This is a genomic window from Microbacterium zouquanmingi, from assembly GCF_052266675.1.
Classification (GTDB): Bacteria; Actinomycetota; Actinomycetes; order Actinomycetales; family Microbacteriaceae; genus Microbacterium.
This window is the reverse complement of record NZ_JBQPRA010000003.1, coordinates 157318-182068: the sequence shown is the minus strand read 5'-3', so window position 1 is coordinate 182068 and position 24751 is coordinate 157318. Positions and strand designations below refer to the sequence as shown.

The 24751-nt window shown below is 65.1% G+C and carries 23 protein-coding genes and 1 tRNA gene; 18 read left to right on the top strand and 6 right to left on the bottom strand.

The genetic code is table 11. The annotated features are described in order from the left end of the window. Positions 1–5: 5 nt before the first annotated feature. Entirely contained in the window at positions 6–602 is a 597-nt protein-coding gene (locus tag ACTU6V_RS08305; RefSeq protein WP_443468217.1) for a TetR/AcrR family transcriptional regulator, read from the bottom strand. 97 nt (positions 603–699) lie between these two features. Between ACTU6V_RS08305 and ACTU6V_RS08300 the strand changes: the two genes are divergently transcribed. The 5 genes from ACTU6V_RS08300 to ACTU6V_RS08280 are packed head-to-tail and all read left to right on the top strand — an operon-like array spanning position 700 to position 6626. Next, positions 700–2253, top strand: coding sequence for a carboxyl transferase domain-containing protein (locus ACTU6V_RS08300; RefSeq protein ID WP_443475405.1), 1554 nt, complete (start codon positions 700–702; stop codon positions 2251–2253). Positions 2254–2255: 2 nt separating this feature from the next. Further along, the gene (locus ACTU6V_RS08295; protein ID WP_443475404.1) at positions 2256–4208 is read left to right on the top strand and encodes an acetyl/propionyl/methylcrotonyl-CoA carboxylase subunit alpha; all 1953 of its coding nucleotides are present in this window, start codon (positions 2256–2258) and stop codon (positions 4206–4208) included. Beyond that, positions 4205–5353 (top strand): acyl-CoA dehydrogenase family protein, encoded by a 1149-nt coding sequence (locus tag ACTU6V_RS08290; RefSeq protein WP_443468220.1) that lies wholly within the window; start codon positions 4205–4207, stop codon positions 5351–5353. Before ACTU6V_RS08295 ends, ACTU6V_RS08290 begins: the two co-directional genes overlap by 4 nt. Beyond that, positions 5350–5823, top strand: a complete 474-nt coding sequence (locus ACTU6V_RS08285) for a MaoC family dehydratase (protein WP_443475403.1) — start codon at positions 5350–5352, stop codon at positions 5821–5823. Before ACTU6V_RS08290 ends, ACTU6V_RS08285 begins: the two co-directional genes overlap by 4 nt. After that, positions 5823–6626, top strand: a complete 804-nt coding sequence (locus ACTU6V_RS08280; protein WP_443468222.1) for an HpcH/HpaI aldolase/citrate lyase family protein — start codon at positions 5823–5825, stop codon at positions 6624–6626. The genes ACTU6V_RS08285 and ACTU6V_RS08280 overlap by 1 nt, the downstream gene beginning before the upstream one ends. On the opposite strand, the gene ACTU6V_RS08275 is transcribed toward ACTU6V_RS08280, so the two are convergent. Together ACTU6V_RS08275 and ACTU6V_RS08270 are read right to left on the bottom strand one after the other, a co-directional pair. Next, positions 6623–7207: a histidine phosphatase family protein gene (locus ACTU6V_RS08275; RefSeq protein WP_443475402.1), complete on the bottom strand. Its 585-nt coding sequence runs from the start codon at positions 7205–7207 to the stop codon at positions 6623–6625. The two genes, ACTU6V_RS08280 and ACTU6V_RS08275, sit on opposite strands and share 4 nt — an antisense overlap. Continuing rightward, positions 7204–8043, bottom strand: coding sequence for a Sir2 family NAD-dependent protein deacetylase (locus tag ACTU6V_RS08270; protein ID WP_443468224.1), 840 nt, complete (start codon positions 8041–8043; stop codon positions 7204–7206). Before ACTU6V_RS08270 ends, ACTU6V_RS08275 begins: the two co-directional genes overlap by 4 nt. A 66-nt stretch (positions 8044–8109) precedes the next feature. Here ACTU6V_RS08270 and ACTU6V_RS08265 point away from each other — a divergent pair, with 66 nt between their 5' ends. Beyond that, the gene (locus ACTU6V_RS08265; protein ID WP_443468225.1) at positions 8110–8910 is read left to right on the top strand and encodes a TrmH family RNA methyltransferase; all 801 of its coding nucleotides are present in this window, start codon (positions 8110–8112) and stop codon (positions 8908–8910) included. A gap of 5 nt (positions 8911–8915) precedes the next feature. Here ACTU6V_RS08265 and ACTU6V_RS08260 read toward each other — a convergent pair whose 3' ends face one another. After that, entirely contained in the window at positions 8916–9758 is an 843-nt protein-coding gene (locus ACTU6V_RS08260) for an SGNH/GDSL hydrolase family protein (RefSeq protein ID WP_443475401.1), read from the bottom strand. 56 nt (positions 9759–9814) lie between these two features. Here ACTU6V_RS08260 and ACTU6V_RS08255 point away from each other — a divergent pair, with 56 nt between their 5' ends. Both ACTU6V_RS08255 and ACTU6V_RS08250 read left to right on the top strand, forming a co-directional pair. Next, the gene (locus tag ACTU6V_RS08255; protein ID WP_443468227.1) at positions 9815–11557 is read left to right on the top strand and encodes a DEAD/DEAH box helicase; all 1743 of its coding nucleotides are present in this window, start codon (positions 9815–9817) and stop codon (positions 11555–11557) included. A 115-nt stretch (positions 11558–11672) separates the two neighbouring features. Beyond that, positions 11673–12773 carry a VIT1/CCC1 transporter family protein gene (locus tag ACTU6V_RS08250; protein ID WP_443468228.1) on the top strand — a complete coding sequence of 367 codons (1101 nt, stop codon included), beginning with the start codon at positions 11673–11675 and terminating at the stop codon, positions 12771–12773. 416 nt (positions 12774–13189) lie between these two features. On the opposite strand, the gene ACTU6V_RS08245 is transcribed toward ACTU6V_RS08250, so the two are convergent. Next, positions 13190–13272 (bottom strand) — tRNA-Leu (locus tag ACTU6V_RS08245). 110 nt (positions 13273–13382) lie between these two features. Here ACTU6V_RS08245 and ACTU6V_RS08240 point away from each other — a divergent pair. Both ACTU6V_RS08240 and ACTU6V_RS08235 read left to right on the top strand, forming a co-directional pair. Then, on the top strand, positions 13383–14678 hold the full coding sequence (locus ACTU6V_RS08240) for a M20/M25/M40 family metallo-hydrolase (protein WP_443468229.1): 1296 nt from the start codon (positions 13383–13385) through the stop codon (positions 14676–14678). 33 nt (positions 14679–14711) lie between these two features. Then, the gene (locus ACTU6V_RS08235) at positions 14712–15539 is read left to right on the top strand and encodes an undecaprenyl-diphosphate phosphatase (RefSeq protein WP_443468230.1); all 828 of its coding nucleotides are present in this window, start codon (positions 14712–14714) and stop codon (positions 15537–15539) included. Here the strand turns inward: ACTU6V_RS08235 and ACTU6V_RS08230 are convergent. Next, positions 15536–16390, bottom strand: coding sequence for a PAC2 family protein (locus tag ACTU6V_RS08230; RefSeq protein ID WP_443468231.1), 855 nt, complete (start codon positions 16388–16390; stop codon positions 15536–15538). The two genes, ACTU6V_RS08235 and ACTU6V_RS08230, sit on opposite strands and share 4 nt — an antisense overlap. A 92-nt stretch (positions 16391–16482) precedes the next feature. Here ACTU6V_RS08230 and ACTU6V_RS08225 point away from each other — a divergent pair, with 92 nt between their 5' ends. From ACTU6V_RS08225 to ACTU6V_RS08190, 8 genes are all read left to right on the top strand, one after another. Further along, positions 16483–17172 carry an HAD family hydrolase gene (locus tag ACTU6V_RS08225; RefSeq protein ID WP_443468232.1) on the top strand — a complete coding sequence of 230 codons (690 nt, stop codon included), beginning with the start codon at positions 16483–16485 and terminating at the stop codon, positions 17170–17172. Then, positions 17169–18185, top strand: a complete 1017-nt coding sequence (locus tag ACTU6V_RS08220) for a tRNA (adenine-N1)-methyltransferase (protein ID WP_443468233.1) — start codon at positions 17169–17171, stop codon at positions 18183–18185. The genes ACTU6V_RS08225 and ACTU6V_RS08220 overlap by 4 nt, the downstream gene beginning before the upstream one ends. 10 nt (positions 18186–18195) lie before the next feature. Then, positions 18196–19170 carry an FKBP-type peptidyl-prolyl cis-trans isomerase gene (locus ACTU6V_RS08215; RefSeq protein ID WP_443468234.1) on the top strand — a complete coding sequence of 325 codons (975 nt, stop codon included), beginning with the start codon at positions 18196–18198 and terminating at the stop codon, positions 19168–19170. Continuing rightward, positions 19170–20159 (top strand): helix-turn-helix transcriptional regulator, encoded by a 990-nt coding sequence (locus ACTU6V_RS08210; protein ID WP_443468235.1) that lies wholly within the window; start codon positions 19170–19172, stop codon positions 20157–20159. Before ACTU6V_RS08215 ends, ACTU6V_RS08210 begins: the two co-directional genes overlap by 1 nt. Continuing rightward, positions 20159–21148, top strand: a complete 990-nt coding sequence (locus tag ACTU6V_RS08205) for a helix-turn-helix transcriptional regulator (protein ID WP_443468236.1) — start codon at positions 20159–20161, stop codon at positions 21146–21148. Before ACTU6V_RS08210 ends, ACTU6V_RS08205 begins: the two co-directional genes overlap by 1 nt. A gap of 33 nt (positions 21149–21181) precedes the next feature. After that, on the top strand, positions 21182–21445 hold the full coding sequence (gene tatA / locus ACTU6V_RS08200) for a Sec-independent protein translocase subunit TatA (protein WP_443468237.1): 264 nt from the start codon (positions 21182–21184) through the stop codon (positions 21443–21445). Positions 21446–21507: 62 nt separating this feature from the next. Beyond that, the gene (gene tatC, locus ACTU6V_RS08195) at positions 21508–22269 is read left to right on the top strand and encodes a twin-arginine translocase subunit TatC (RefSeq protein ID WP_443468432.1); all 762 of its coding nucleotides are present in this window, start codon (positions 21508–21510) and stop codon (positions 22267–22269) included. Then, on the top strand, positions 22266–24740 hold the full coding sequence (locus tag ACTU6V_RS08190) for a DEAD/DEAH box helicase (protein ID WP_443475400.1): 2475 nt from the start codon (positions 22266–22268) through the stop codon (positions 24738–24740). The genes tatC and ACTU6V_RS08190 overlap by 4 nt, the downstream gene beginning before the upstream one ends. Positions 24741–24751 lie beyond the last annotated feature (11 nt).

The window sequence follows — 24751 nt, the reverse complement described above, 5'->3', positions numbered from 1 at the left end:
CGGCCTCAGCCGACGGGTGCGAGCAATGCTGCGTACGCCATCTCTCTGAGCACGGCGGCGGTGGCTCTCGTGGATCGTGAGGCGCTGCGGGTGCTGTGCGGTGTCGAGTTGATCAGACCGAAGCACGCCTGCACCCGCAGTCTCAGCTCGTCTGTGGATGCGTCGAGAAGGGGCACAAGCGTCGACATCCACAGTCCGATGTAGGCGCGCTGCAGCGTGCGCACGGCGGCGCGATCCTCGTCGCAGAGGTGTGCGAGATCGCGATCCTGAACCAGGATGATGTCGGCGTTGCCGAGCGCGAAGTCGACGTGGAACGCGATCAATGCGCGCATTCTCTCGGAGGTGCCCGCGGCTTCCTCAGCCACTGCCGTGCCGCCGACGACGAGGTCTTCGCTGACTTTCACCAGGACAGCGCCCAGGAGCGCCTGCTTGCCATTGAAATGACGGTAGACGGCAGGGCCCGATACGCCGACAGCAGCGCCGATGTCTTCCAAGCTCACGCCCGAATAGCCTCGTGCGGCGAAAAGGCGGGCGGCTTCGTGCAGAAGTGCGTCGGCACGTTCGGCTTTCGCGCGGTCACGAGAGGTGAGAGGGCTTGTCATTTCAGTTAACGCTCGCTAACCTAAAATTGTCGGGTTAGTGAACACTAACCGTTAATGCACGGTGGATGCCACTACGTGAGTCGAGGAGGACGTCACGATGACAGTGACACAGCAGTCGCTCGCAGCACAATTGCGCGAACGACTCGATCGTGCGGCCGCAGGCGGCCCTGAGCGTGCGCGGGAGCGTCACGTCGCCAGAGGCAAGCTGCTGCCTCGTGAGCGCATCACGAGACTCCTCGACGAGGGAAGCCCCTTTCTCGAGATCGCCCCCCTCGCGGCAGAAGGCCTGTACGGAGGCGAGGTGCCGGCCGCAGGCGTGATCGCAGGAATCGGACTGGTGCACGGCCGCCACGTCATGGTCATCTGCAACGACGCGACAGTCAAGGGCGGCAGCTACTTGCCGATGACGGTCAAGAAGCATCTGCGCGCGCAGGAGATCGCATTGGAGAACCGTCTTCCCTGTCTGTACCTGGTCGATTCCGGGGGAGCCTTCCTTCCGAAGCAGGATGAAGTCTTCCCTGACCGCGACCACTTCGGGCGCATCTTCTTCAATCAGGCGCGGATGAGCGCTGAGCGCATTCCGCAGCTCGCGGCGGTGCTGGGTTCGTGCACGGCGGGCGGCGCCTATGTCCCGGCGATGAGCGATGAGACCGTCATCGTCCGCAATCAGGGCACGATCTTCCTGGGCGGACCGCCACTTGTGAAAGCGGCGATCGGCGAAGTCGTCACCGCAGAGGAACTGGGGGGCGGCGAACTCCATGCCCGCCGCTCCGGCGTCGTAGACCACCTGGCAGAGAACGACGAGCACGCCCTCGAGATCCTTCGAGACATCGTGCAGACCCTGCCTGCGCCCGCGGCTCCGGCGTGGGAGATCGCGGCATCCGTCGCCCCCGAAGACGAGTCAAGTCTGTACGGTGCGGTCCCCGTCGACGTCAACGCCCCGTACGACGTGCACGAGGTGATCAGCCGGCTTGTCGACGGCGACTCCTTCCGCGAGTTCAAAGCCGAATACGGCACGACCCTCGTCACCGGCTTCGCGCGTCTACACGGTCACCCGATCGGCATCGTCGCCAACAACGGGGTGCTGTTCAGCGAGTCCGCGCTCAAGGGTGCCCACTTCATCGAGCTGTGTGACCAGCGCGGCATCCCGCTGCTCTTTCTGCAGAACATCACGGGTTTCATGGTCGGCTCGGTCGCCGAGGCAGGCGGCATCGCGAAGGACGGCGCGAAGATGGTGACCGCTGTGGCCACCACCCGCGTGCCGAAGCTGACCGTCATCATCGGCGGATCCTTCGGCGCCGGAAACTACTCGATGTGCGGGCGGGCGTACTCGCCGCGCTTCCTGTGGACGTGGCCGGCCAGTCGCATCTCGGTGATGGGCGGCAACCAGGCAGCATCTGTGCTCGCCACCGTCAAAGAGGACCAGCTCACGGCCCGCGGCGAGTCCTGGGATCCCGAAGAGCGCAGCGCCTTCGAAGACCCGATCAGGGCACAGTACGAAGACCAGGGAGAGCCCTACTACGCCACCGCACGCCTATGGGACGACGGGATCATCGACCCCGACGAGACACGCGAGCGGCTCGGTCTCGCACTGGATGTCATCGCCCGCAGCCCCCTCCCAGAACCGCGCTTCGGCGTCTTCAGGATGTGACCATGAGCTTTCAGACCGTGCTCGTCGCCAATCGTGGCGAGATCGCCCGCCGCATCATGCGCACTCTTCGTGAGCAGGCAATCCGGAGCGTCGCCGTGTATAGCGATGCCGACGCGGATGCTCCGCATGCCCGTGAAGCCGACACTGCTGTACGGATCGGTCCGGCGCCAGCATCCGAGTCCTATCTCGATGTGGATGCCGTCATGAGCGCTGCGCGCGAGTCCGGCGCCCAGGCGATCCACCCCGGGTACGGCTTCCTGTCTGAGAGCGTCGCCCTCGCCCAGGCCTGCGCCGAGGCCGGGATCGTCTTCATCGGGCCTTCCGCCGGGGCGCTGAAGATCATGGGGGACAAGGTCGCGGCCCGGGAGCAGGTAGCTTCTCGCGGTGTTCCGGTCGTGCCAGGATTCGATGCGGCAGGGCTCAGCGACGGCCAGATCGCCGTGCGGGCGAGTGAAGTCGGATACCCGATGCTCGTGAAACCGAGCGCGGGTGGTGGCGGCAAGGGTATGGAGGTCGTCTCCTCTGAAGCGCACCTCGACGATGCACTCGCTTCTGCCAGGCGCGTGGCAAAGTCAGCGTTCTCCGACGACGCGCTGCTGCTCGAGCGCCTCATCACGAGGCCGCGCCACATCGAGGTGCAGATCTTCGGAGACGCACACGGTACCGTCATCGCACTCGGCGAGCGCGAATGCACCCTGCAGCGCCGCCACCAGAAAGTGATCGAGGAGGCGCCTTCCGCGGGTCTTCCTGACGGGGTACGAGAGAAGCTGTTCGACGCGGCAGTGCGTGCGGCCGAGAGCGTCGACTACGTCGGTGCGGGGACTGTCGAATTCCTCATCGATGCGGACTCACCGCAGGACTTCTTCTTCATCGAGATGAACACGCGACTGCAGGTGGAACATCCGGTGACTGAAGCGGTGACCGGACTCGACCTCGTCGCATTGCAACTGTCGGTCGCCGCCGGCGAGAGGCTTCCGGCTGCGCCGGTGGTGACAGGGCATGCGGTCGAAGCCCGAATCTACGCGGAGTCACCAGAGCGCGGATTCCTTCCGTCCACTGGGCGCGTGCTGAGATTCGATGCGCCAGGAGATGTGCGGGTGGATGCCGCGGTGGAGACCGGAAGCGAAGTTACCGGGTTCTATGACCCGATGATCGCGAAGGTGATCGCTTACGCTCCCGATCGCGATTCTGCGCTCGAGAGGCTCGATGCGGCTCTTACACGGACGACGATCCTCGGTGTGGAGACGAACATCGCCTTCCTGCGGATGCTGTTGCAGAACGAACGCGTGCGGTCCGGCGACTTGGACACAGGACTCGTCGACACGCTGCTTCCTGTTCCGGCTGCAGTCGCGTCGCCGCAGATGGTCGACGCCGCGAGAATCGCGTTGCGCGACGAGACGGCTGCTGCCAGCGCAATTCTCGCCGCGCAGACGAGTTCTCGCGCGGGCGGGGTGTGGGCGGCGCTGGCGGATGCGAGTGCGCGGGAGGTCGCATTCCTGACGGATGCCGGGGCGCTGGTGGATGCTGGGGCGCTGATGGATGCAGCCAGCAGCGAGCCCACGGCGAGCGGCGCCGCGGCTATGCTTCCCACCGCGATCGATGCCGACGGCGCGATCTGGGTGAGCGAGGAGGGGAGCTCCGTGCGGCTGAGGCCGCTCGATCGGCGCGCCCGCATGCGGCATGAGCTCGCTGGCCGCCAGCCAGAAGCTGCTGCGACTTCTCCCGAGGCGCGTGCGCCGATGCCGGGAAGCGTCGTCGCGGTGCACGTCTCCGACGGCGTACGCGTGTCCCAGGGCGACCCGCTCGTCTCGATCGAGGCGATGAAGATGGAGCATCCGGTGCTCGCGCCGCACGACGGCACTGTGCACCTGCTGGTCGCCGTCGGTGACCAGGTGCGACGAGATCAAGCAGTCGCGACCGTGACCGCAGACCAGACCGACGAAGGAGCAGCATGACCATCGATCTCACTGAAGAGGAAACCGAACTCAGCGCCATGGTGCGCGAGTTCGCCGATGTCGTCGTCGCGCCGCAGGCCTACGAGGCCGACCGCACGCACACGCTGTCGATGGACGTCGTCGCCCAGATGGGTGAGCTCGGACTCTTCGGGCTGCCCTTCCCTGAGGATCACGGTGGCCAGGGCGGTGACTACATGGCGCTGTGCCTCGCGATCGAAGCGCTCGGCCGCGTCGACCAGTCCATCGCCATTACCCTGGAGGCGGGCGTCAGCCTCGGTGCGATGCCGGTCTTCCGGTTCGGCGATGACGCCCAGCGCGAAGAGCTCCTTCCCGATCTTCTTGCCGGTCGTGCACTGGCCGGCTTCGGACTGACCGAGCCCGAAGCAGGCAGCGACGCAGGGGCGACTCGCACGACGGCGCGTCTGGACGCAGGCGAGTGGGTCATCAACGGATCGAAGCAGTTCATCACCAACTCGGGCACGCCGATCACGCGCTTCGTCACGGTCACCGCGGTCACCGGTGAGAGCGACGGTCGCAAAGAGATCTCCACGATCATCGTGCCCAACGGCACCCCCGGATTCACCGTCGAGCCGGCGTACGACAAGGTCGGCTGGCACGCCTCTGACACACACCCTCTGACGTTCGACGAGGTCCGCGTTCCGGAGGGCAACCTGGTCGGGCAGCGGGGGAGCGGGTTCAAGAACTTCCTCAGCATCCTCGATGAGGGCCGCATCGCCATCGCCGCGCTCTCGACGGGGGCTGCGGAAGGATGCCTGGAGGCAGCTGTCGAGTATGCCAAAAGCCGCACGGTATTCGGGGCAGCCCTCAGCACGCGTCAGAACGCACAGTTCACGCTCGCGCGCATGCGTGCTCGAGTGCACACCGCGCGCCTCGCCTGGCATCACGCGGCACGTCTGCGCGACGCGGGCAGGCCCTTCGCCGAAGCAGCCGCGATCGCCAAGCTCGCAGCGGGAGATGCCGCCATGGACAACGCTCGCGACGCGACCCAGATCTTCGGCGGAAACGGCTTCATGAACGAGTTCTCGGTCGGCCGCCACTATCGTGACTCGAAGATCCTCGAGATCGGCGAGGGAACGACCGAAGTGCAGCTGCTGGTGATCGCACGCGGATTGGGGCTCGTATGACAGACATCATCCAGCGCGGCCTGTACTTCGAAGAGTTCGAGGTGGGTGCGCGCTACCTGCACCGTCCTGGGCGCACGGCGACAGAGGCCGACAACGTCCTGTTCACCACGCTCACGATGAATACGCAGGCACTGCATCTGGATGCGGCATTCGCAGAAGCGGGCGAGTTCGGTCAGCGCCTGATCAATTCGATGTGGACTCTTTCGACGATGGTGGGTGCCTCGGTGGCTCAGCTCACGCAGGGGACGCTGGTCGCGCAGCTCGGCCTGCACGACATCTCTTTTCCCCATCCGCTGTTCGCCGGTGACACGCTCTACACCGAGAGCGTCATCACCGAGAAGAGACTCTCGAACTCTCGCCCGGGTCAGGGGATCGTCACGATCACACACACCGGACGCAACCAGGACGGCGTCGTCGTCGCTACGGCCACGCGCACCGCGCTCATGTACTGCAGACCGGAGGAGGGCTGATGGGGTTCACGCTGGGACCGGCGCTGCTGTTCTGCCCCGGTGATCGCCCCGAGCGCTTCGCGAAAGCGGCCGAGCGGGCGGATGCCGTGATCCTCGATCTTGAGGACGCCGTCGCCCCGGACAGCAAGACAGCTGCTCGGGCGCACGTTGCGGCATCCGATCTTGACCCCACGCGCGTGATCGTGCGGGTGAACGCGCCCGACACGTCGGACTTCTCTGCGGATCTCGAAATGCTCCAGCACTCGCCGTTCCGCACGGTGATGGTCGCGAAAGCCGAGGACGCGGCACTGCTGGATGTCTTCGACCCGTCGTTCTCAGTGATCGCCCTCTGCGAGACCGCTCGAGGCGTGAGCGCCGCGGGCGCACTCGCGGCTCACGATCGGGTCTGCGCGCTCATGTGGGGCGCTGAGGATCTCATCGCCTCGCTGGGCGGCACCTCCAGCAGACACGCGAACGGCCGCTACCGCGATGCGGCACGCTACACGCGGGCGCGTGTGCTGATGGAGGCCGGGGCGCACGGCAAGGCGGCGATCGATGCCGTCTACATCTCGATCGAAGACGTCGAAGGGCTCGCGGCCGAGGCAGAGGATGCTGCGGCTTCCGGGTTCCACGCGTCAGCGTGCATCCACCCTGGGCAGGTGTCCACGATCCGCGCAGCGTACGCGCCTGATGCGGACACGCTCGCCTGGGCGCAAGAGGTGCTGAAGGCAGCCGAGGGTGAGCGCGGCGTGTTCCGATTCCAAGGGCGGATGATCGACGAGCCGCTGCTGCGGCACGCCAGATCCCTAGCCGCGCGAGCCTAGATCGAAACAGGCTCGAGCAGTCGCAGCAGGCCAGGTGCCAGCTCGAAGCGGTAGGCAGAGCCGTTCCGCAGCACATCACCTTCACGGGGCAAGGTGCCGCCGGAAGCGTGATGGAGCAGTGCCCGGATGACGCCGCCGTGCGTGACGACGATCACCGACTCTGCTGCGGGGGCGGAACGGCGCCGTGACTCACGAGCAATCGTCTCAAGGGCTGTGAGCGCACGATCGCGCACCGTGTCGAGCGTCTCCGCACCTGAAGGAGCGCCATGCCAGTCGGTGAAGCGCTCGAGGTACTCCTGCACCAGGAGCCCTTCACCCTCTCCGAAATCGCGTTCGCGCATGCCATGCGTGATCGTGGGGTCGGTAAGACCCAGCTCGGATGCGATGATGCGGGCAGTCTCGTGCGCCCGGATGAGGGGACTCGCATACATGACGTGGTGCGTCTCGCTGCGTAGAAGCGCAGCGGCGGCGAGCGCGTCGCTGCGCCCGGTCTCGTTGAGCGGAATATCGGTCGAACCCTGGATGCGACGCGCGAGGTTCCAGTCCGTCTGGCCGTGGCGAACGAGAGTGATGAGGGTCACGTGAGCTGCTCCTTGAGAGTGGGAAGCACGTTACCCGTGCCTCCGGCGAGTACGACGTCCGCCCACGGATCGGCGCGGGTCGGCTCGTGATTGATGATGACGAGCGGGATGCCGCGGCGCCTGGCCCGCTCGACGATGCGGACTCCGGAGTTCACGACGAGCGAAGAGCCGGCAACGATCAGAGCATTGCTGCTGCGCAGCAGGGATTCCGCGGCGCGAAAGCGATCAACGGGGACGAACTCGCCGAAGAACACGACATCGGGTTTCAGCATTCCGCCGCATACTGTGCACGACGGCACGATGAAGTCATCTGTGCTCTCCGGCGCGACATCGCCGTCCGGGTTCAGCACGATGTTCTCGGGAACCGTGATCCAGGGATTGCGCTCTTCGATCTGAGAAGCGATGTCGCGGCGGTCGAAGACCTGCCCGCACTGCAGGCAGAGTACACGGCGCATGGTGCCATGAACCTCGACCACTCGTGAACTGCCCGCCCGCAGGTGCAGTCCATCGACATTCTGCGTGATCACTCCGGTGACCAGACCATCGCGTTCCATATCTGCGAGTGCGATGTGCGCTCTGTTCGGCTGGGCGGAAGCGAATGCCTTCCAGCCGAGGTGTCCGCCGATCCAGTAGCGGCGCCGCGCTGCCTCGTCTGCGAGATAACGGGCCCCTGTCATGGGATCGGCCCTGGTGCGTGCTCCCTCGCCGCGATAGGCGGGAATACCGGAATCGGTGGAGATTCCCGCCCCCGTGAGAAGAGCGATGCGGCGCCCGCGCAGAAGTTCGGCCGACTTCGCGATGTCGGCAGCCAGTGCAGTACTGATCGTCGCAGTCACGGAACCTCCTCGACGAGTCTACGGTGCGGCGCGATCGTGGGACGTTGCGATGGCAGAGTTGTCGGTATGCACATCGAGCGCGTCGACGACGCATCCGACCCGCGTCTGGCCGACTACCGCAACCTCACCGACACCGCCCTTCGTCGTGTGCAGGAGCCGGCGGGCGGGCTATACATCGCCGAATCGGCGAAGGTCATCGAACGCGCGCTCGGCGCAGGGCATACGCCTCGCTCAGTGCTCGCGCAAGAGCGATGGCTGCCGGGATTGGAACGGCTTCTGGTCGATTCAGCGACACCTGTCTACGTCGTCCGAGACACCGTCGCCGAGCACGTCACCGGTTTCGCCGTGCACCGTGGAGCACTGGCATCCATGCATCGCCCCGCGCTTCCGAGCATCTCTGAGGTGCTGGAAGGCTCACGCGTCGTGCTCGTGCTGGAGGACCTGATCGAGCATCAGAACGTCGGCGCTGCCTTCCGTGCCGCTGCCGGGCTGGGGGCGGATGCTGTGGTGCTCACCCCCCGCTGCGCTGACCCGCTCTACCGTCGCAGCGTGAAGGTGAGCATGGGCACGGTCTTCCAGGTGCCGTGGACGCGGATGACCGATCGCGAGGCGGGGCTTGCCGAACTGAGCGCGGCCGGCTTCGAGCTCGCTGCGCTCGCACTGAGCGAAGGCGCACTGCCGCTCGGTGCCTACGCTGCGAACCGGCCGGAGAAGGTAGCCCTTGTGCTCGGCACCGAGGGCGACGGTCTCTCGTCCGTGGCCTTGGAGGCCGCTGATGTCGTCGTCACGATTCCGATGCGCGGGGGAGTGGACTCGCTGAACGTGGCATCCGCCGCCGCGGTCGCGCTGTGGGCCCTGACGAGTTGACCGCGCTACTCGGTGCTTCGCTTGTCGTCAGGGACGAGGAACACAGGTGACGGTTCGGGCCGCTTGGCGGTGATGAGGTCTCCCGAGGACTGGTGACGCACGCCTCGCAGCACCCACGGCACCAGGTGCTCCCTGGCCCAGCCGAAGTCTTCGGTGCGCGCTTCGCGCCACGTGCGAACCGGGAGCGGATCGGGCTGCATCGCCTGCAGATCATTGGGGACGTTCAGTGCACGCAAAACCATGCGGGCGACTTCGTGGTGTCCGAGTGCGTTGTAGTGCAGCCGGTCGTCATCGAAGAAGCGCGAGTCCTGCACGGTCTTCAGCGCCCACTGGTCAGCGACAATGCAGTCGTGCCGCTCGGCGACCGCGCGGACGTTCTCGTTGTAGATGGCCACTTTGCCGCGGAATGCGCGGAGCACGGGTGTGAAGCCCGTGTCGATGCCGGTGAACAGGATGATCGCTGCACCCGTGGACGCGAGACGAGACACGGCATCATCGAGTTGTGCCGCGATGTCGTCTGGATCCGTGCCGGGGCGGATGACATCGTTGCCACCAGCGCAGATAGAAACCAGATCGGGATGAAGCGCGACGGCGGGCTCGATCTGGTCGGCGACGATCTGTGCGATGAGCTTGCCGCGTACGGCGAGGTTGGCGTAGGCGAAGTCGTCGACCTGGGTCGCGAGCACTTCGGCGACCCGATCCGCCCAGCCGCGGTTGCCTCCGGGCGCGTTCGGATCGGGGTCACCGATCCCCTCGGTGAATGAATCACCCACTGCAACGAAGCGGTGCCACGGATGGGGACCTTCGTTGGAGACGAATGGGGCCCTGGACGGTTCCTGATCGGTCATCACGCTCTCCTTCGACATCGACCGATCCTAGCGCGGGAGCTATTACCCTTGGACTGATGCTCTCTCCGTCCTTCCCCCAGCGCGCCCCATGGGGGACGGCAGACAAGCTTCGCGCATGGCAGCGGGAAGCGCTTGATCTCTATTTCGTGCGTGATCAGAGAGATTTCCTGGTTGCGGCGACACCGGGTGCAGGCAAGACGACGTTCGCGCTCACTCTCGCGGTCGAGCTACTGCGGATGGGTGAGGTCAACCGCATCATCGTGGTGGCGCCGACCGAGCACCTGAAGACGCAGTGGGCGGATGCTGCGGCACGTGTGCACATCCGTCTGGATCCGCGTTTCCGCAACAGTCACTGGGCGCCATCGCGTCAGTATCACGGGGTCGTGGTCACTTACGCGCAGGTGGCCGCGAAGTCCTCGGTGCACCGTCACCTCACTGAGGATGCGAAGACGCTGGTGATCCTCGATGAGGTGCATCACGGTGGTGATGCGCTCAGCTGGGGCGACGCGATCCGTGACGCCTACGGTCCGGCGAAGCGGCGTCTGTCTCTGTCCGGCACGCCCTTTCGCAGCGACACCGCCCCGATCCCGTTCGTCACTTACGCGCCCGACGAATCGGGCGGCCGCGTATCATCGACCGACTACGCCTACGGCTATGGTCGCGCCCTGGCCGACGGTGTCGTCCGTCCCGTGCTGTTCCACATGTACTCCGGCAAGATGCGCTGGCGCACCAGCGCCGGAGACGAGCTGGAAGCGCATCTCGGACAGGACAACACGAAGGACGTCACCTCTCAGGCCTGGCGCACCGCCCTCGATCCTGAGGGCGAGTGGATGCCGGCGGTGCTGTCAGCCGCAGACAGACGACTGACGGAGATTCGACATCACGTGCCGGATGCCGGGGGGCTGGTGCTCGCCACCGATCAGACGGTCGCCCGTGCGTATGCCAAGATCCTGCACAGCCTCACGGGGCAGCGGCCCACCGTGGTGCTCTCCGATGATGCTGCAGCATCCGAGCGCATCGAGAAGTTCAGTCAGAACGACTCTCGCTGGATGGTCGCGGTGCGCATGGTGTCCGAAGGCGTCGACGTGCCGCGGCTCGCTGTCGGCGTCTATGCCACGTCGTCCTCGACACCGCTGTTCTTCGCGCAGGCCATTGGCAGGTTCGTGCGCGCCAGACGCCGTGGCGAGGCCGCGAGCGTGTTCCTGCCGAACGTCCCCGTGCTGATGGGACTCGCCAACGAGCTCGAGAAGCAGCGTGACCATGCGCTGGATCGTCAGACCAAAGACGATGACGGGCTCGAGGATTCTCTGCTCGAGAGCGCCAACCGCGAGGAAGAAGCATCCGACGCGCTCACTCAGGAGTTCAGCTATCAGGCGATCTCCTCACTCGCGCACTTCGACCGTGTCGTGTTCGAAGGGCAGGAATTCGGGCAGCTCGCAGAACCCGGAACTCCTGAAGAGGAGGAGTTCATCGGCATTCCAGGACTCCTCGAGCCGGAGCACGTGCACGAGCTGCTCATGCAGCGTCAGTCTCGTCAGTCTCGCCTGCGGGAGGCTCGAGAGGCTCAGGCTGGCCCTGAGGCTGTCACGACGCTGCCGCAGCCTCTGCACCGCACGCTTCGGGAGCAGCGTCAGCTGCTGAACAGTCTGGTCGGCCTGTACGCACGCCAGGCAGGTGAACCGCACGGCGCGGTCCACGCCGAGCTCCGCCGCATCTGCGGTGGTCCTGCTGTTGCTCAGGCCACGGTGACCCAGCTGCAGTCGCGGATCGAAGTTCTGCGCAAGCGCGTCCGCTCCTGAATGCAGGGGCTCCTTAGGAACCCCGAAATGCTGACAATCCGAGGCTTTCGCGCGTTCGACGACGAATGCGCAAGTACGGTTGAACTCGCCCGAAACACCCCGAACCGGAGGACTCATGAGCGCGCCGGCCACCCCAGAGCCGACCGAAGCAGATCGACGTCGCTGGGCGCGCTACCTCGTTGAGGAGCGCGCAGAGGGTCTCGTCTACCAGAAGCTCGCCTCCCGCAAGAGCGGTGAGGAGAAGGAGATTCTGCAGAACCTCGCGGACGCCGAACGGCGCCACGAGCAGCACTGGCTCGATCTGCTCGGTGAAGAGCCTTCACGGCTTCCTCGCGCAGGGTTTCGCTCGCGTCTGCTCGGATGGATGGCGGGCCACTTCGGATCGATCTTCGTTCTCGTGCTTGCGCAGAGCGCCGAAGCCAGGTCGCCGTACGAAACCGAGAAGTACGCGACTCCCGCGATGCGCGCCGACGAGAAGATCCACTACGAGGTCGTCCGCGGCCTTGCAGCACGTGGCAGGCGACGGCTTTCCGGCTCATTCCGTGCCGCGGTGTTCGGCGCGAACGACGGCCTGGTGAGCAACCTCGCCCTCGTGCTCGGTATCGGCGCAACTGGCGTCGCACCCGCGTTCGTTCTGTTCAGCGGGATCGCCGGGCTCCTGGCTGGAGCCCTCTCGATGGGAGCGGGGGAGTTCGTCTCGGTGCGATCGCAGCGCGAGCTGCTCGCGTCCACTGAGGCGAATGAGGATGCGGCGATCTCCGCTGGCGACCTGGATATCGACGAGAACGAGCTCGCGCTCGTCTATCGGGCTCGCGGCATGGACCAATCCGAGGCGCTGGCACGCTCTCGCCGCGTTATCGCTGCCGCTCAGGAAGGGGCGCGGCGCAGCGTCACTGGCCCGCTCCGCACGCACGCAAACTCTGCGGATCACGACATCGTCGGCAGCGACTGGACCGCTGCACTTTCAAGCTTCTTCCTGTTTGCTTCCGGAGCGATCATTCCCGTGCTGCCGTGGATCTTCGGACTCGAAGGGCTCACCGCTATTCTCGTGGCCCTTCTGCTGGTCGGCGTCGCGCTGTTGGCGACCGGAGCGATGGTGGGCATTCTCTCTGGCGGTCCGCCGCTGCGGCGCGGTCTCCGGCAGCTGGCGATCGGCTTCGGTGCGGCTGCGATTACCTATGTGCTCGGACTCGCGTTCGGTGTCGGCGCGGTGTGAGCGATGAACTCTGCTGATGGGAGAAGGAATTCGCCGGTGATCTTCGCTATTGAGCCCCGAAATCCTTCTTGCGTAGCGAGGATCCGAGGCCGCGTCGATCCGAGCGGCGATGGTCCGTGATGCTTAGTCGTGACCCTTCCCCCGAATGCGACGACGTGCGTGCTATGTGGTTCACGGCTGGTTAAGAATGGTCGCCACGGAGCATCCGCGGTGCGGCGACGTCCGGATGTGATGCGCCGAGAGCAGCTGCGCAGGTTCGTGTCTTGGCTGACCGGCAAGCAGACTCAGCCCTGCCGGCGCCCCGCCACCCAGATCTCCCACGCGGTGTTCGCCGACGGAATAACCCGCCTATAACCCACCCGAGAAGGTTGTGGAGCACGAAAAAGGCCCCCATCTCTGGGGGCCTTTTCTCTGTGTGCGCGGAGGGGGACTTGAACCCCCACGCCCTTGCGGGCACTACGACCTCAACGTAGCGCGTCTACCATTCCGCCACCCGCGCAGGTGGTGAAGGTCGTTGCCGACCGAAGAGAAACATTACCAGGTTTCCCAAGTGCCTTCGAACCAGAGTGCGTCCCGGGCGTGCCGCCCGCGCTTCGATAGCCTGGAGCCATGTCTGAGCCGCAGCATCCGGAAGTCGTGCGCATCGCACAAGACCTCATCCGCTTCGATACTTCCAACTTCGGTGGGGGCAAGGCGAACGGCGAACGCGAGGCCGCTGAGTATGTCGGCGCCTATCTCGAGAGTCTCGGCCTCAGTGCCTCGTACTACGAACCGATCCCGCGGCGCACCAACGTCATGGCGCGCGTGCAGGGCCGCAACCAGAGCAAGCCCGCCCTCGTCGTGCACGGCCATCTGGATGTGGTTCCTGCGATGGCCGAGGACTGGACCGTCGACCCGTTCGCAGGCGAGGTGCGCGATGGGATGCTCTGGGGACGCGGCGCTGTCGACATGAAGAACATGAATGCGATGATTCTCACGTCGGTCGCCGACATCCTCCGGGCGGGGGAGCAGCCGGAGCGCGACCTGATCCTCGCCTTCTTCGCAGACGAGGAGAACGGCGGAGTCGAAGGCTCAGCACTGGTCGTCGAGAATCGCCCTGACTGGTTCGCCGGCGCCACCGAAGCGATCAGCGAAGTCGGCGGGTACTCGATCACGGTCGATGATCGTCGTGCGTACCTTCTGCAAGTGGGCGAGAAAGCCCTCATCTGGATCCGCCTCGTCGCGAAGGGGCGCGCCGGCCACGGCAGCCGCTTGCACGACGACAATGCCGTTGTGAAGCTCGCAGAGGCCGTCGCAGCGATCGGACGCACGCGCTGGCCGCTTCGCCTCACCCCGACGACGACAGCGCTCCTGCAGGGCTTGAGCGACCTCACAGGACGTTCCGTGGACGACCCGGATGCTCTTGCCGCGGCATCCGGACCCGCCGAAGCGTTCTTGCGCTCCACGTTCCGCACGACGACGAACCCGACCATGCTCACTGCCGGGTACAAGCACAACGTCATTCCGGAGCGAGCCGAAGCGCTGATCGACGTACGCGTCATTCCCGGAACTGAAGACGATGTGCTCGCAGAACTGCAGCAGATCGTCGGCGACGAGATCACGATCGAGACCGTCGTGCGCGACATCGGCATGGAAACGCCCTTCGAAGGGGATCTCGTCGACGCGATGGTCGCCTCGCTGGGCCGGCACGACCCCGGCGTACCCGTGATTCCGTACCTGCTCGGCGCCGGCACTGATAACAAGGCGCTTTCGAAGCTGGGCATCACCGGTTACGGTTTCGCACCGCTCCGGTTGCCGGCTGATCTCGACTTCACAGGAATGTTCCACGGAGTGGACGAGCGCGTGCCCGTAGAATCGCTTGTCTTCGGTCAGCAGGTTCTGACCGATTTGCTGCGCTCGTACTGACGCATCTTCTCCGCACAATTAGAAGGCCCCTTCATGCATCTGCTCGAAGCGCTGTTCCTCGGCATCATCCAGGGACTGACCGAGTTCCTCCCGATCTCCTCGAGTGCGCACCTGCGCATCGTCGGCACCTTCACCGGTTCCGGTGAAGACCCGGGAGCGGCCTTCACCGCGATCACGCAGATCGGCACCGAGGCCGCAGTGGTGGTGTTCTTCTGGCGAGACATCACCCGAATAATCGGGCACTGGTTTCGCTCGCTGACCGGCAAGCTGCCGCGCAATGACCCTGATGCCCGAATGGGGTGGCTGATCATCATCGGCAGCATCCCGATCGTGGTGCTCGGGCTCCTGTTCCAGGATCAGATCGAGACCGTGCTCCGCTCGATGTGGATCGTCGCGATCATGCTGATCGTGTTCGGCATTCTGCTCGGAGTCGCCGACTATGTGGGGGCGAAGCGTCGCAAGCTCGACCAGCTCACCTACCCGCACGGAATCCTCTTCGGCTTCGCGCAGGCTCTTGCGCTGATCCCCGGGGTATCGCGCTCCGGCGGCACGATCACGATGGGACTGTTCCTCGGCTACGAACGTGCCGCTGCGGCGCGTTACGCGTTCCTGCTGGCGATCCCTGCGGTGTTCGGAAGCGGCTTCTACCAGGTGTTCAAGAGCTGGGACGCACCTGACCAGTACTTCACGATGGGTGAGACGGTCGCGGCGACAGGGATCGCGTTCGTCGTGGCGCTCGGTGTGATCGCGTTCTTCATGAGCTGGATCTCCAAGCGGAGCTTCCTGCCGTTCGTGATCTACCGGATCCTGCTCGGCGTCACGCTGCTGATCCTGCTCGGAACCGGAGCGATCGCGGCTTAGCGCTTGTGGTCGCCGGGGCCATCGCCCCGGCGGCGCAGGTAGCGCTCGAACGCCTGAGCGATCGCATCCCCGGATGCTTCGGGCGAATCCCACGTGTCGCGGGTGCGCTCGAGCTGGTGGATGTAGTCCGTCATCTCTTCGTCATCCGCCGCGGCCGCATCGATCGACGCCTCCCAGGCTGCGGCATCTGTGCGCAGTCGGTCACGAGGGATATCGACGCCGGTGAGCTCTTCAAGACGATCCAGCAGCGCCAGGGTGGCCTTCGGGGATGGGGCAGCGGATGCGACGTAGTGCGGCACACTCGCCCAGAGCGTGGCAGTGGGGATCCCCGCCGTTTCAGCGAAGTGCTCGATCACACTGAGAATGCCGACAGGGCCTTCGTACAGCGACCGCTCGAGCTCGAGAGCCTCGCGCACGTCCTCGTTCGCACTCGCGGAGAAGATCGAGATCGGCCTGGTGTGCGGCACGTCTGAGAGCATCGCGCCGAGCAGGATGATCCCGGTGACGTCATCGCGCAGCGCGACATCGATGAATTCGTTCGCGAACGCCTGCCATGTGCGGGCCGGCTCAACTCCGGTGAGCATCCAGAACTCGGGCGTTCCCTCGACAGGCGGGGTGCGCGGACGCCACAGGGCGGCTTCTGGCCATCGCAGCTCGCGGCGGCCGGTGGCGTCCATCTTCGACGCGGGTCGCGTGTACTGATAGTCGAAGTAGAGCTCCGGGTCCACCGAGTGCGCAAGTTCGTAATCACCCATCTCGCGCAGCATCTCGATCGCCCCGCTGGCCGCTTCACCGGCATCGTTCCAGCCGTCGAAGGCGACCACGATGATGCGGTTTCCCAGTGCATCCATCCAGATCTCCTTTCGGTGATGGAACGCAAGTGTCCTACAAGGTTAGTCTCGCACCGGGTCAGTGCGGCACAACGCCCGGATAGCATGGACGGGTGAGTCAAAAGCCCCGCGCGGTCCTCTGGGACATGGATGGAACACTTGTCGACACCGAGCCGTATTGGATGGCTGCGGAGACGGCGCTGGTGGCATCCTTCGGCGGCGAATGGACCCACGAGCAGGCGATGCAGCTTGTCGGCAACGGCCTTCATGAAAGCGCTCGCATCCTGCAGGCAGCCGGAGTCGAGATGCCGGCTGACGACATCGTCAACCGCCTCACTGACGATGTGCGCACCGCTCTGGCGACGCAGGGCGTGCCGTTCCGTCCGGGGGCGCAGGAGCTCCTGCGGTCCTTGAAGGCCGCCGGCATACCCTCCGCACTCGTGACGATGTCCCTGCGGCGCATGGCCCGCAGTGTCGTCGACCTGATCGATTTCGATGCGTTCGAGCACATCGTCGCCGGAGATGATGTCGAGCACCCGAAGCCGCACCCGGACCCCTATCTGAAGGCCGCGGAGCTTTTGGACGTCGATATCGTAGAGGCGTTCGTCATCGAGGACTCCGTCACAGGACTGCGTGCCGGTCTGGCATCCGGAGCCGTCACCGTCGGAGTGCCGCACATGCTCCCGCTCGATGGTGCTGGAGCCCACGAACTGTGGCCCACCCTTGACGGTCGGACAGCAGACGATGTCGTCAGTGCTTTCCGCTCCGTGCGCGCAGGACAGCAAGAAGGAGCATCCCGATGAACGCTTACGCACCCCGGGCGACCGGCCCTTTCCGTGAGGGGGATCGCGTTCAGCTGACGGGCCCGAAGAACCGTCTTCACACGGTCACCCTCGAAGCCGGCGGCGAGATGCATACGCACCACGGCGTACTGTTCCACCGTGATCTGATCGGGCTCCCGGACGGCTCGGTGGTCATCAACAGTTCTGGGCACGAGTACCTCGCGCTGCGCCCGCTGCTGCGGGACTTCGCGATGTCGATGCCGCGTGGTGCGGCGATCGTCTACCCGAAGGATGCCGCGCAGATCGTGATGCAGGCCGACATCTTCCCCGGCGCGACAGTCGTCGAGGCAGGCGTCGGTTCGGGTGCGCTGTCGCTCTCGCTTCTGAGAGCGGTGGGTCCCGAGGGGCGCCTGGTCTCGTTCGAGCGACGAGAGGACTTCTCCGACGTCGCCAGAGCGAATGTCGAGACCTTCTTCGGAAGCGCACCACAGACGTGGGAGATCGTCGTCGGCGATCTGCAGGAGGCGCTGCCCGAGACGATGCCGCCGGGGACGGTGGATCGCGTGGTCCTGGACATGCTCGCGCCCTGGGACGTCATGGATGCTGTGGCCGACGCTCTGACGCCAGGGGGAGTGGTGCTGTGCTACGTGGCAACGGCCACCCAGCTTTCGCGTGTGGCCGAGTACATCCGCGGCATGGAGTGCTTCACCGATCCTGATGCCTCCGAGACGATGGTGCGCGGATGGCACGTCGAAGGTCTCTCCGTGCGCCCCGATCACCGCATGGTCGCGCACACGGGATTCCTGCTGACAGCGCGGCGTCTTGCACCCGGAACCATCGCCCCGGAGGTGAAGCGTCGCGCGTCGAAGTCGAGTTACGGTGACGGAGACGTCGAGGTATGGACGCCGGGGGCCGTCGGCGATCGTGAGATCACTGACAAGAACCTGCGCAAGCGGGTGCGTGAGGCCACCAAGGCCGCAGAGGGTGCGCGTCAGGCCGCCGCGTCGCGCGACGCGGACGCATCAGCGCAATAGACTGGAGCGCGTGCGTAAAACCTCAGCCGCTCTGGCCACTCTCGCTCTTGCCGCCGTCGCTCTGACCGGATGCTCCACCGCGCCTGCGTTCGACGGCGCAGCCTGCGAACGAGCATCGTCCGCGAGCGGAATCGAAGACCTCGCGCACATCACCGGTGACGTCGGCAGCAAACCCGATGTCGAGCTGTTCACCCCGATCGGCGATACCGTGAGCGCCTTCGGCGACGTGACCGTCGGAGATGGTCCGACGCTCACCTCCTCCACGCAGAGCGCAGTCTTCGAGTTCTCGCTGTTCTCAGGCAAGACCGGCAAGCCGATCGCCGGCACCGCCTACGACGAAGCCGCCGCACAGCTGGCCAGCGTCGGGTACTGGGCAGGCACCGTTCCCGCGTTCGGCGCCGCACTGGAATGCGCTACCGAGGGCTCTCGCGTGCTCAGCGTCGTCGCACCTGAAGACTTCGGCGCACAGAACCTCAGTGGCTTCGGCCTGGATCCCGATGAGCCTGTCGTCGCAGTGTTCGACGTCGTCAAGGTCTTCCCGAACCGGGCCGAGGGCTCACTGCAGTACAACGATGCTGCCGGCATGCCCACGGTCGTGCGCGCAGCGGACGGCCGACCGGGCATCATCGTTCCCGACAGTGCTGCACCCACCGACCTGAAGGTCCAGACGCTCATCAAGGGCGATGGAAAGAAGGTCGCCGCGGACGACACGATCCTCGTCAACTACACCGGCGTGCTCTGGGACGACCGCACGGTCTTCGACTCCTCGTGGGACCGGGGCGCTGCGACATTCAACATGGCGGGAGTCATCCCGGGCTTCACCCAGGGACTGACCGGACAGACCATCGGCTCGCAGGTGCTCATCGTCGCGCCGCCGGAGCTCGCTTACGGTGAGCAGGGTAGCGGTTCGGTGCCCGCGAACGCGACGCTCGTGTTCGTCGTCGACATCCTCGCAATCGATCCTCCGGCGTCAGCGCAGCAGTGATGGCAGCCCGGATCCCGCCTGAAGAGCGTCAGACGAATCTCGTCGTGGCGTTGATGGCCACGGAGATCGGGCTCACCAAACAGCAGATCCTCGACAACGTCTCGGGCTATCGCCAGCGAGCCGAGACCGGTGCTCGCGTCGATGCGCTCGAGAAGATGTTCGAGCGTGACAAGGATGAGCTTCGCGCTCTCGGCGTTCCGATCGAGACGATCGGCGACCCCAGCGATCCACACGATCTCCGCGCGGCGCGATATCGGATCCCGAAGGCTGAATACGATCTGCCTGCGGATATCTCGTTCAGCCCCGCGGAACTGGCGGTGCTTCAGCTCGCGGGAAGCGTCTGGAGTGCGGAGTCTGCGTCGGCGGATGCTCAGGCAGGCGTGCGAAAGATCCGCGCTCTCGGCATCGACGGTGATGAGCCGATCATCGGCTTCGCACCTCGCATCACAACCAGAACGAGCAGCTTCGCACCTTTGCAGAAGGCGATCGAAGACTGCCGGGTGGTGAAGTTCGATTACCTCAAGCCTGGCGAGCAGGCTCCGCGCAGGCGCACCATGACGCCACTCGCGCTGCTGGATTTCGAGGCTCGGTGGCACGTGTACGGCATCGATCTGGATGCTGATGGCGAACGCACCTTCCTGCTCAGTCGTATCGTCGGCAACGTTGTCATCACCAAACAGGCCTTCGCGCCGGAACTGCGCGACGGTGCCGGTGAGCGTGCACTGCGCGGGCTCACCGAGGTCGCCGAGCGCAACACGGCTCTGTTGGAGATCACTCCCGGCACCGAGGCGGCCCTGCGGCTCGGCCGTCGAGCGCAACAGGAGAGCCAAGGGTTCAGTGTGCCGTTCGTCGACGTTCACATCTTCGCGGACGAGCTCGCGTCCTACGGCCCTGAGGTGCGTGTCGTTGAGCCTGCGGCCCTACGGGATGCTGTGATCGAACGCCTTTCAGCGATCGCCGAGCGCCATGCAGCGGGAGCGGGGGAGTGATGGCCGAGAAGAATAAGCCGTTGCTGGCGACCGACCGGGTTCGGGCATATCTCACGCTCGTTCCGTATCTTCTTGAGCGCGGACAGGTTTCGCTGGCTGAGGCGGCCGAGGAGTTCGACGTTGCCCCCACTCTGATGCGCGAGATGGTCGAGAAACTCACCGTGATCGGCCTCCCCGGGGACAGCGGATACTGGCAGCAGCCCCATGAGCTGTTCGATATCAACTGGGACCTCCTCGACGACGAGGGCATCATCGAGATCACTAATGATGTCGGACTGAGGCGCGTACCCCGCTTCACCGCTCGTGAAGCCGCTGCGCTACTCGCGGGGCTGCAGATGGTGGCCGCTGTGCCCGTTGTCTCCGACTCCGGACTTGTAGCGGGCCTGCTGGCGAAGCTGTCCCGCGCCTCGGCAGATGTCCCGGCCGACGTGGTGATCGCCCCCGGCGCTGTCGATGAGGTGCGTGACGTGGTCGCAGCCGCGTTGCACGCCAGCGTCGCGGTCTCGTTCCGTTACCAGGCGCCGGATGCCGCGCCGACGACGCGCACCGTCGATCCTGTGCAGGTGCTGATCACCAACGGACAGTGGTACCTGCAGGGCTGGTGCCATCTGCGTGAGGCGATGCGCACCTTCCATCTCGATCGTGTCAGTGACCCTGAGCTCACCAAGATCCCCATCACCCATGCGGATGCGGTTGTCACGGACACCTTCGACTCGGTGGATGAGGACATCGAAGTGATGGTGACGCTCCCTCGCCGTCTCGTGCCCCTGCTGGGCGACTACGCGCACGAAGAGAACACCGAGATCGACGGCGATGTCGCGCGTGTTCGCATCAGGCTTTCGGACCCGCGCGGGATCAAGCGCGTCGCTGGTCGCTTCGGCGGATGCCTTGAGGTGCAGGAGCCTCGGACCGCGCGCGTCGCAACGCGTGAGTGGGCGGAGGCTGGACTCGCTCTGTATCGACAGCCCGAATCGAGCCTCGGCAGGTAGACTGCACAGAGACTTCTATCCCTGGAGGGAACTATGGCTGGATTGACCGGTTGGCACCTGCTCGTACTTGTTCTCGTCATTCTTCTGCTCTTCGGCGCGGCAAAGCTGCCTGCGCTGGCCAAGAGCATGGGCCAGTCCGCGCGCGTCTTCAAGGGCGAGATGAAGGCCATGAAAGATGACGACAGCACCCCCGCGCAGACCTCGCCTGAGGCGGCTCAAGCAACGACCGCACCCGAGGCTGTCACCAAGCCCGTGATCGATGGCGGTAACAGCAACAGCAACAACACCACCGCCTGACCACGGTGACCGCGATCGACAAGCAGTCGGCCGCGGGTGATACACCACGCAGTGAACGCCGGATGTCGCTCGGCGCGCATCTCGTGGAGTTGCGCCGGCGGTTGATGATCTCTGCGGCGGCACTCGTCGTCGCGATGATACTGGGCTTCTTCCTTTCAGACCCTGTGATCTGGTTCATAACCGAGCCGGTTCGGCGTATCGCCGAAGCGCGCGGCGACGACCTGGTCGGACTGACGTTCTCGTCGGTGACCTCCCCCTTCGACCTGCGCATGCGCATCGCGTTCTCGCTCGGGATCTTCATCGCAGCCCCGATCTGGCTGTGGCAGATCTGGGCGTTCATCATGCCCGGGCTCACACGAAAAGAGATGAAGTACACGATCGGTTTCGTCTCCGCTGCCGTGCCGCTCTTCTTCGCAGGTTGTTACGTCGGCGCGCTCGTGGTGCCGCACGTGATCGAGCTGATGGCCACGTTCACACCGGAGGGCGCGAACAACCTCTTCGAGGCCAAGCAGTTCTACGACTTCAGCCTCAAACTCATGCTCGTCGTCGGCGTCTCGTTCGTGCTGCCCGTTTTCCTCGTCGCGTTGAACGTCGCCGGCATCATGAGCGGCCGCGCGATCCTCAAGGGCTGGCGAGTGGCCATCCTCATCGCCACGGTGTTCGCGGCCCTCGCGACTCCGGCAGCCGATGTCGTGAGCATGTTGTTGCTCGCCGGCATCCTCGTCGTGCTGTTCTTCGCAGCGGCTGGCCTGTCCATGCTGTTTGACCGGCGCAAGAACAAGCGCCTTAAGGCCGATGGGCTGTTACCGGACGCGGACATATGAGTTCCCCTGCGGAGCGTTACGCGGCAGCGAATGTTGCCGCGTCCCACCCTGAGACCGCGCGGTTCGCTGCCACGCAGGCATTCGAACTCGATCCATTTCAGGTCGAGGGATGCCACGCGCTCGAACGAGGACACAGTGCCTTGGTCGCGGCGCCCACGGGCGCAGGCAAGACGATCGTCGGCGAGTTCGCGATTCACCTCGCGATGCAGACGCCCTCAGATAAGGCGTTCTACACGACGCCGATGAAGGCCCTGTCGAACCAGAAGTTCCGCGAACTCGTCGAAGTGTACGGTGCCGAGAACGTCGGTCTGCTCACTGGTGACACGAACATCAATGGCAACGCCCGGATCGTCGTCATGACGACCGAAGTCCTGCGGAACATGATCTACGCAGGATCCGCAGCGCTCAATGATCTGCGCTACGTCGTGATGGACGAGGTCCACTACCTTGCAGACCGCTTCCGCGGCGCGGTGTGGGAAGAAGTGATCATCCATCTGCCGCCGAGTGTCCGGCTGGTGTCGCTGAGTGCCACCGTCTCGAACGCGGAGGAGTTCGGCGACTGGCTCGACACAGTCCGAGGCGATACCGAAGTCATCGTCTCGGAGATCCGTCCTGTGCCGCTCGAGCAGCACGTCCTCGTGCGCGATGATCTGCTGCCGCTCTTCGATGACCGTGCCGGCGTCGCCACAGCGACAGTTAATCAGGAGCTGATGCGGATTCGCTCGTTCACCGGCTCCCGCTACGACAGCAACCGGCGCGCGCAGTCCTACAACAGTGCTCGGCAGTCCGGCCGGCAGAGTCCTCGTCCCGAGCGGGGCGGAAGACGCCCCGTGCGCGCCTCGAACGCTCAGCGCATCGAACGGATGGATCGCCCCGACGTCATTCAGCTCCTCGAGCGCACGAATCTTCTGCCGGCGATCTTCTTCATCTTCAGCCGCGTCGGCTGCGACGCTGCGGTGCAACAGGTGCGCCGCTCAGGTATCCGACTCACGAGCGCAGAAGAGCGCCGTGAGATTCGCGAGTACGTCGAGGAGCACACCCGCACGCTTCAGGACGAGGACCTGGGTGTCCTCGGATATTTCGAGTGGGTCGAGAATCTCGAGCGCGGTGTGGCATCGCATCATGCTGGCCTTCTGCCCGCGTTCAAAGAAGTCGTTGAAGAGCTGTTCCGTCGCAAGCTCGTCAGGGTGGTCTTCGCCACGGAGACGCTTGCACTCGGCATCAACATGCCCGCGCGCACGGTGGTGCTCGAGAAGATGGAGAAGTTCAACGGCGAAGCGCGTGTCGCGATCACATCGGGGGAGTACACCCAACTCACCGGTCGTGCCGGTCGTCGCGGTATCGACGTCGAAGGCCATGCTGTCGTGCAGTGGACAGAGGGGATGGATCCTCAGGCTGTTGCGGCTCTCGCGTCCAGGCGCACGTATCCGCTGAACTCCAGCTTCCGTCCGACGTACAACATGGCCGTCAACCTCATCGACATGTTCGGCAGGCCGAGGGCCAGGCAGATTCTCGAGTCGTCCTTCGCGCAGTTCCAGGCCGATCGTGCCGTCGTCGGGCTTGCCCGTCAGGTGCGCGAGGCCGAAGAATCGTTGGACGGCTACGTCAAGGCGATGACGTGTGAGCGCGGCGACTTCTTCGACTATGCAGGCATCCGTCGTGAACTGAGCGATCTCGAGAAGAAGAATCGTCAGGATTCCCACGCGCCGCGGGTCGCACGCGATAAGCGGATGAAGAAGATCCAGTCCTTGCGCATGCGGATGCAGCGGCATGGCTGCCATGGGTGTCCGGATCGTGAAGCACATGCGCGCTGGGCCGAGCGCTATTGGAAGCTCAAGCGTCAGACTGACCGCACGCGCAAGCAGATCGAGAGCCGCACCGGCACGGTCGCGCGCGTGTTCGATCACGTCGTCGAGGTCTTGGCAGCGTTGGACTACGTCACCGGCACCGGCGATGATGTGGCTCTGACGGATGCTGGACGCACGATGCGCCGGATCTACGGCGAACGCGACCTGCTGGTCGCCGAGTCGCTGCGACAGGGACTGTGGAACGGTCTCGATGCTCCCTCGCTGGCGGCGATGGCGTGCTGCCTGGTCTACGAACCGCGCAGGGACGAAGCGAACTCGGGAGAGCGCGGATTGCCGCGTGGTGCCTTCAGGGTCGCGTACGAGAAGACGACCACGCTGTGGTCCGAACTCGATGACCTCGAGCAGGACCACAACCTGCCCGGCTCTGAGCCGCTCGCTGCGGGCCTTGCCGGCGCGATGCATGCCTGGGCACGGGGTGCGCTGCTCGATCGCGTTCTCATCGATGCCGACATGGCCGCCGGCGACTTCGTCCGTTGGGCGAAGCAGACGATCGACCTTCTTGACCAGCTCTCGATCGTGGCTGAGGATCTGACTCTGGCGCGCACGGCACGGCAGGCGCTCGACGGCGTGCGCCGCGGCATCGTGGCCTATTCGGCGATGTGAGAATGGGACGG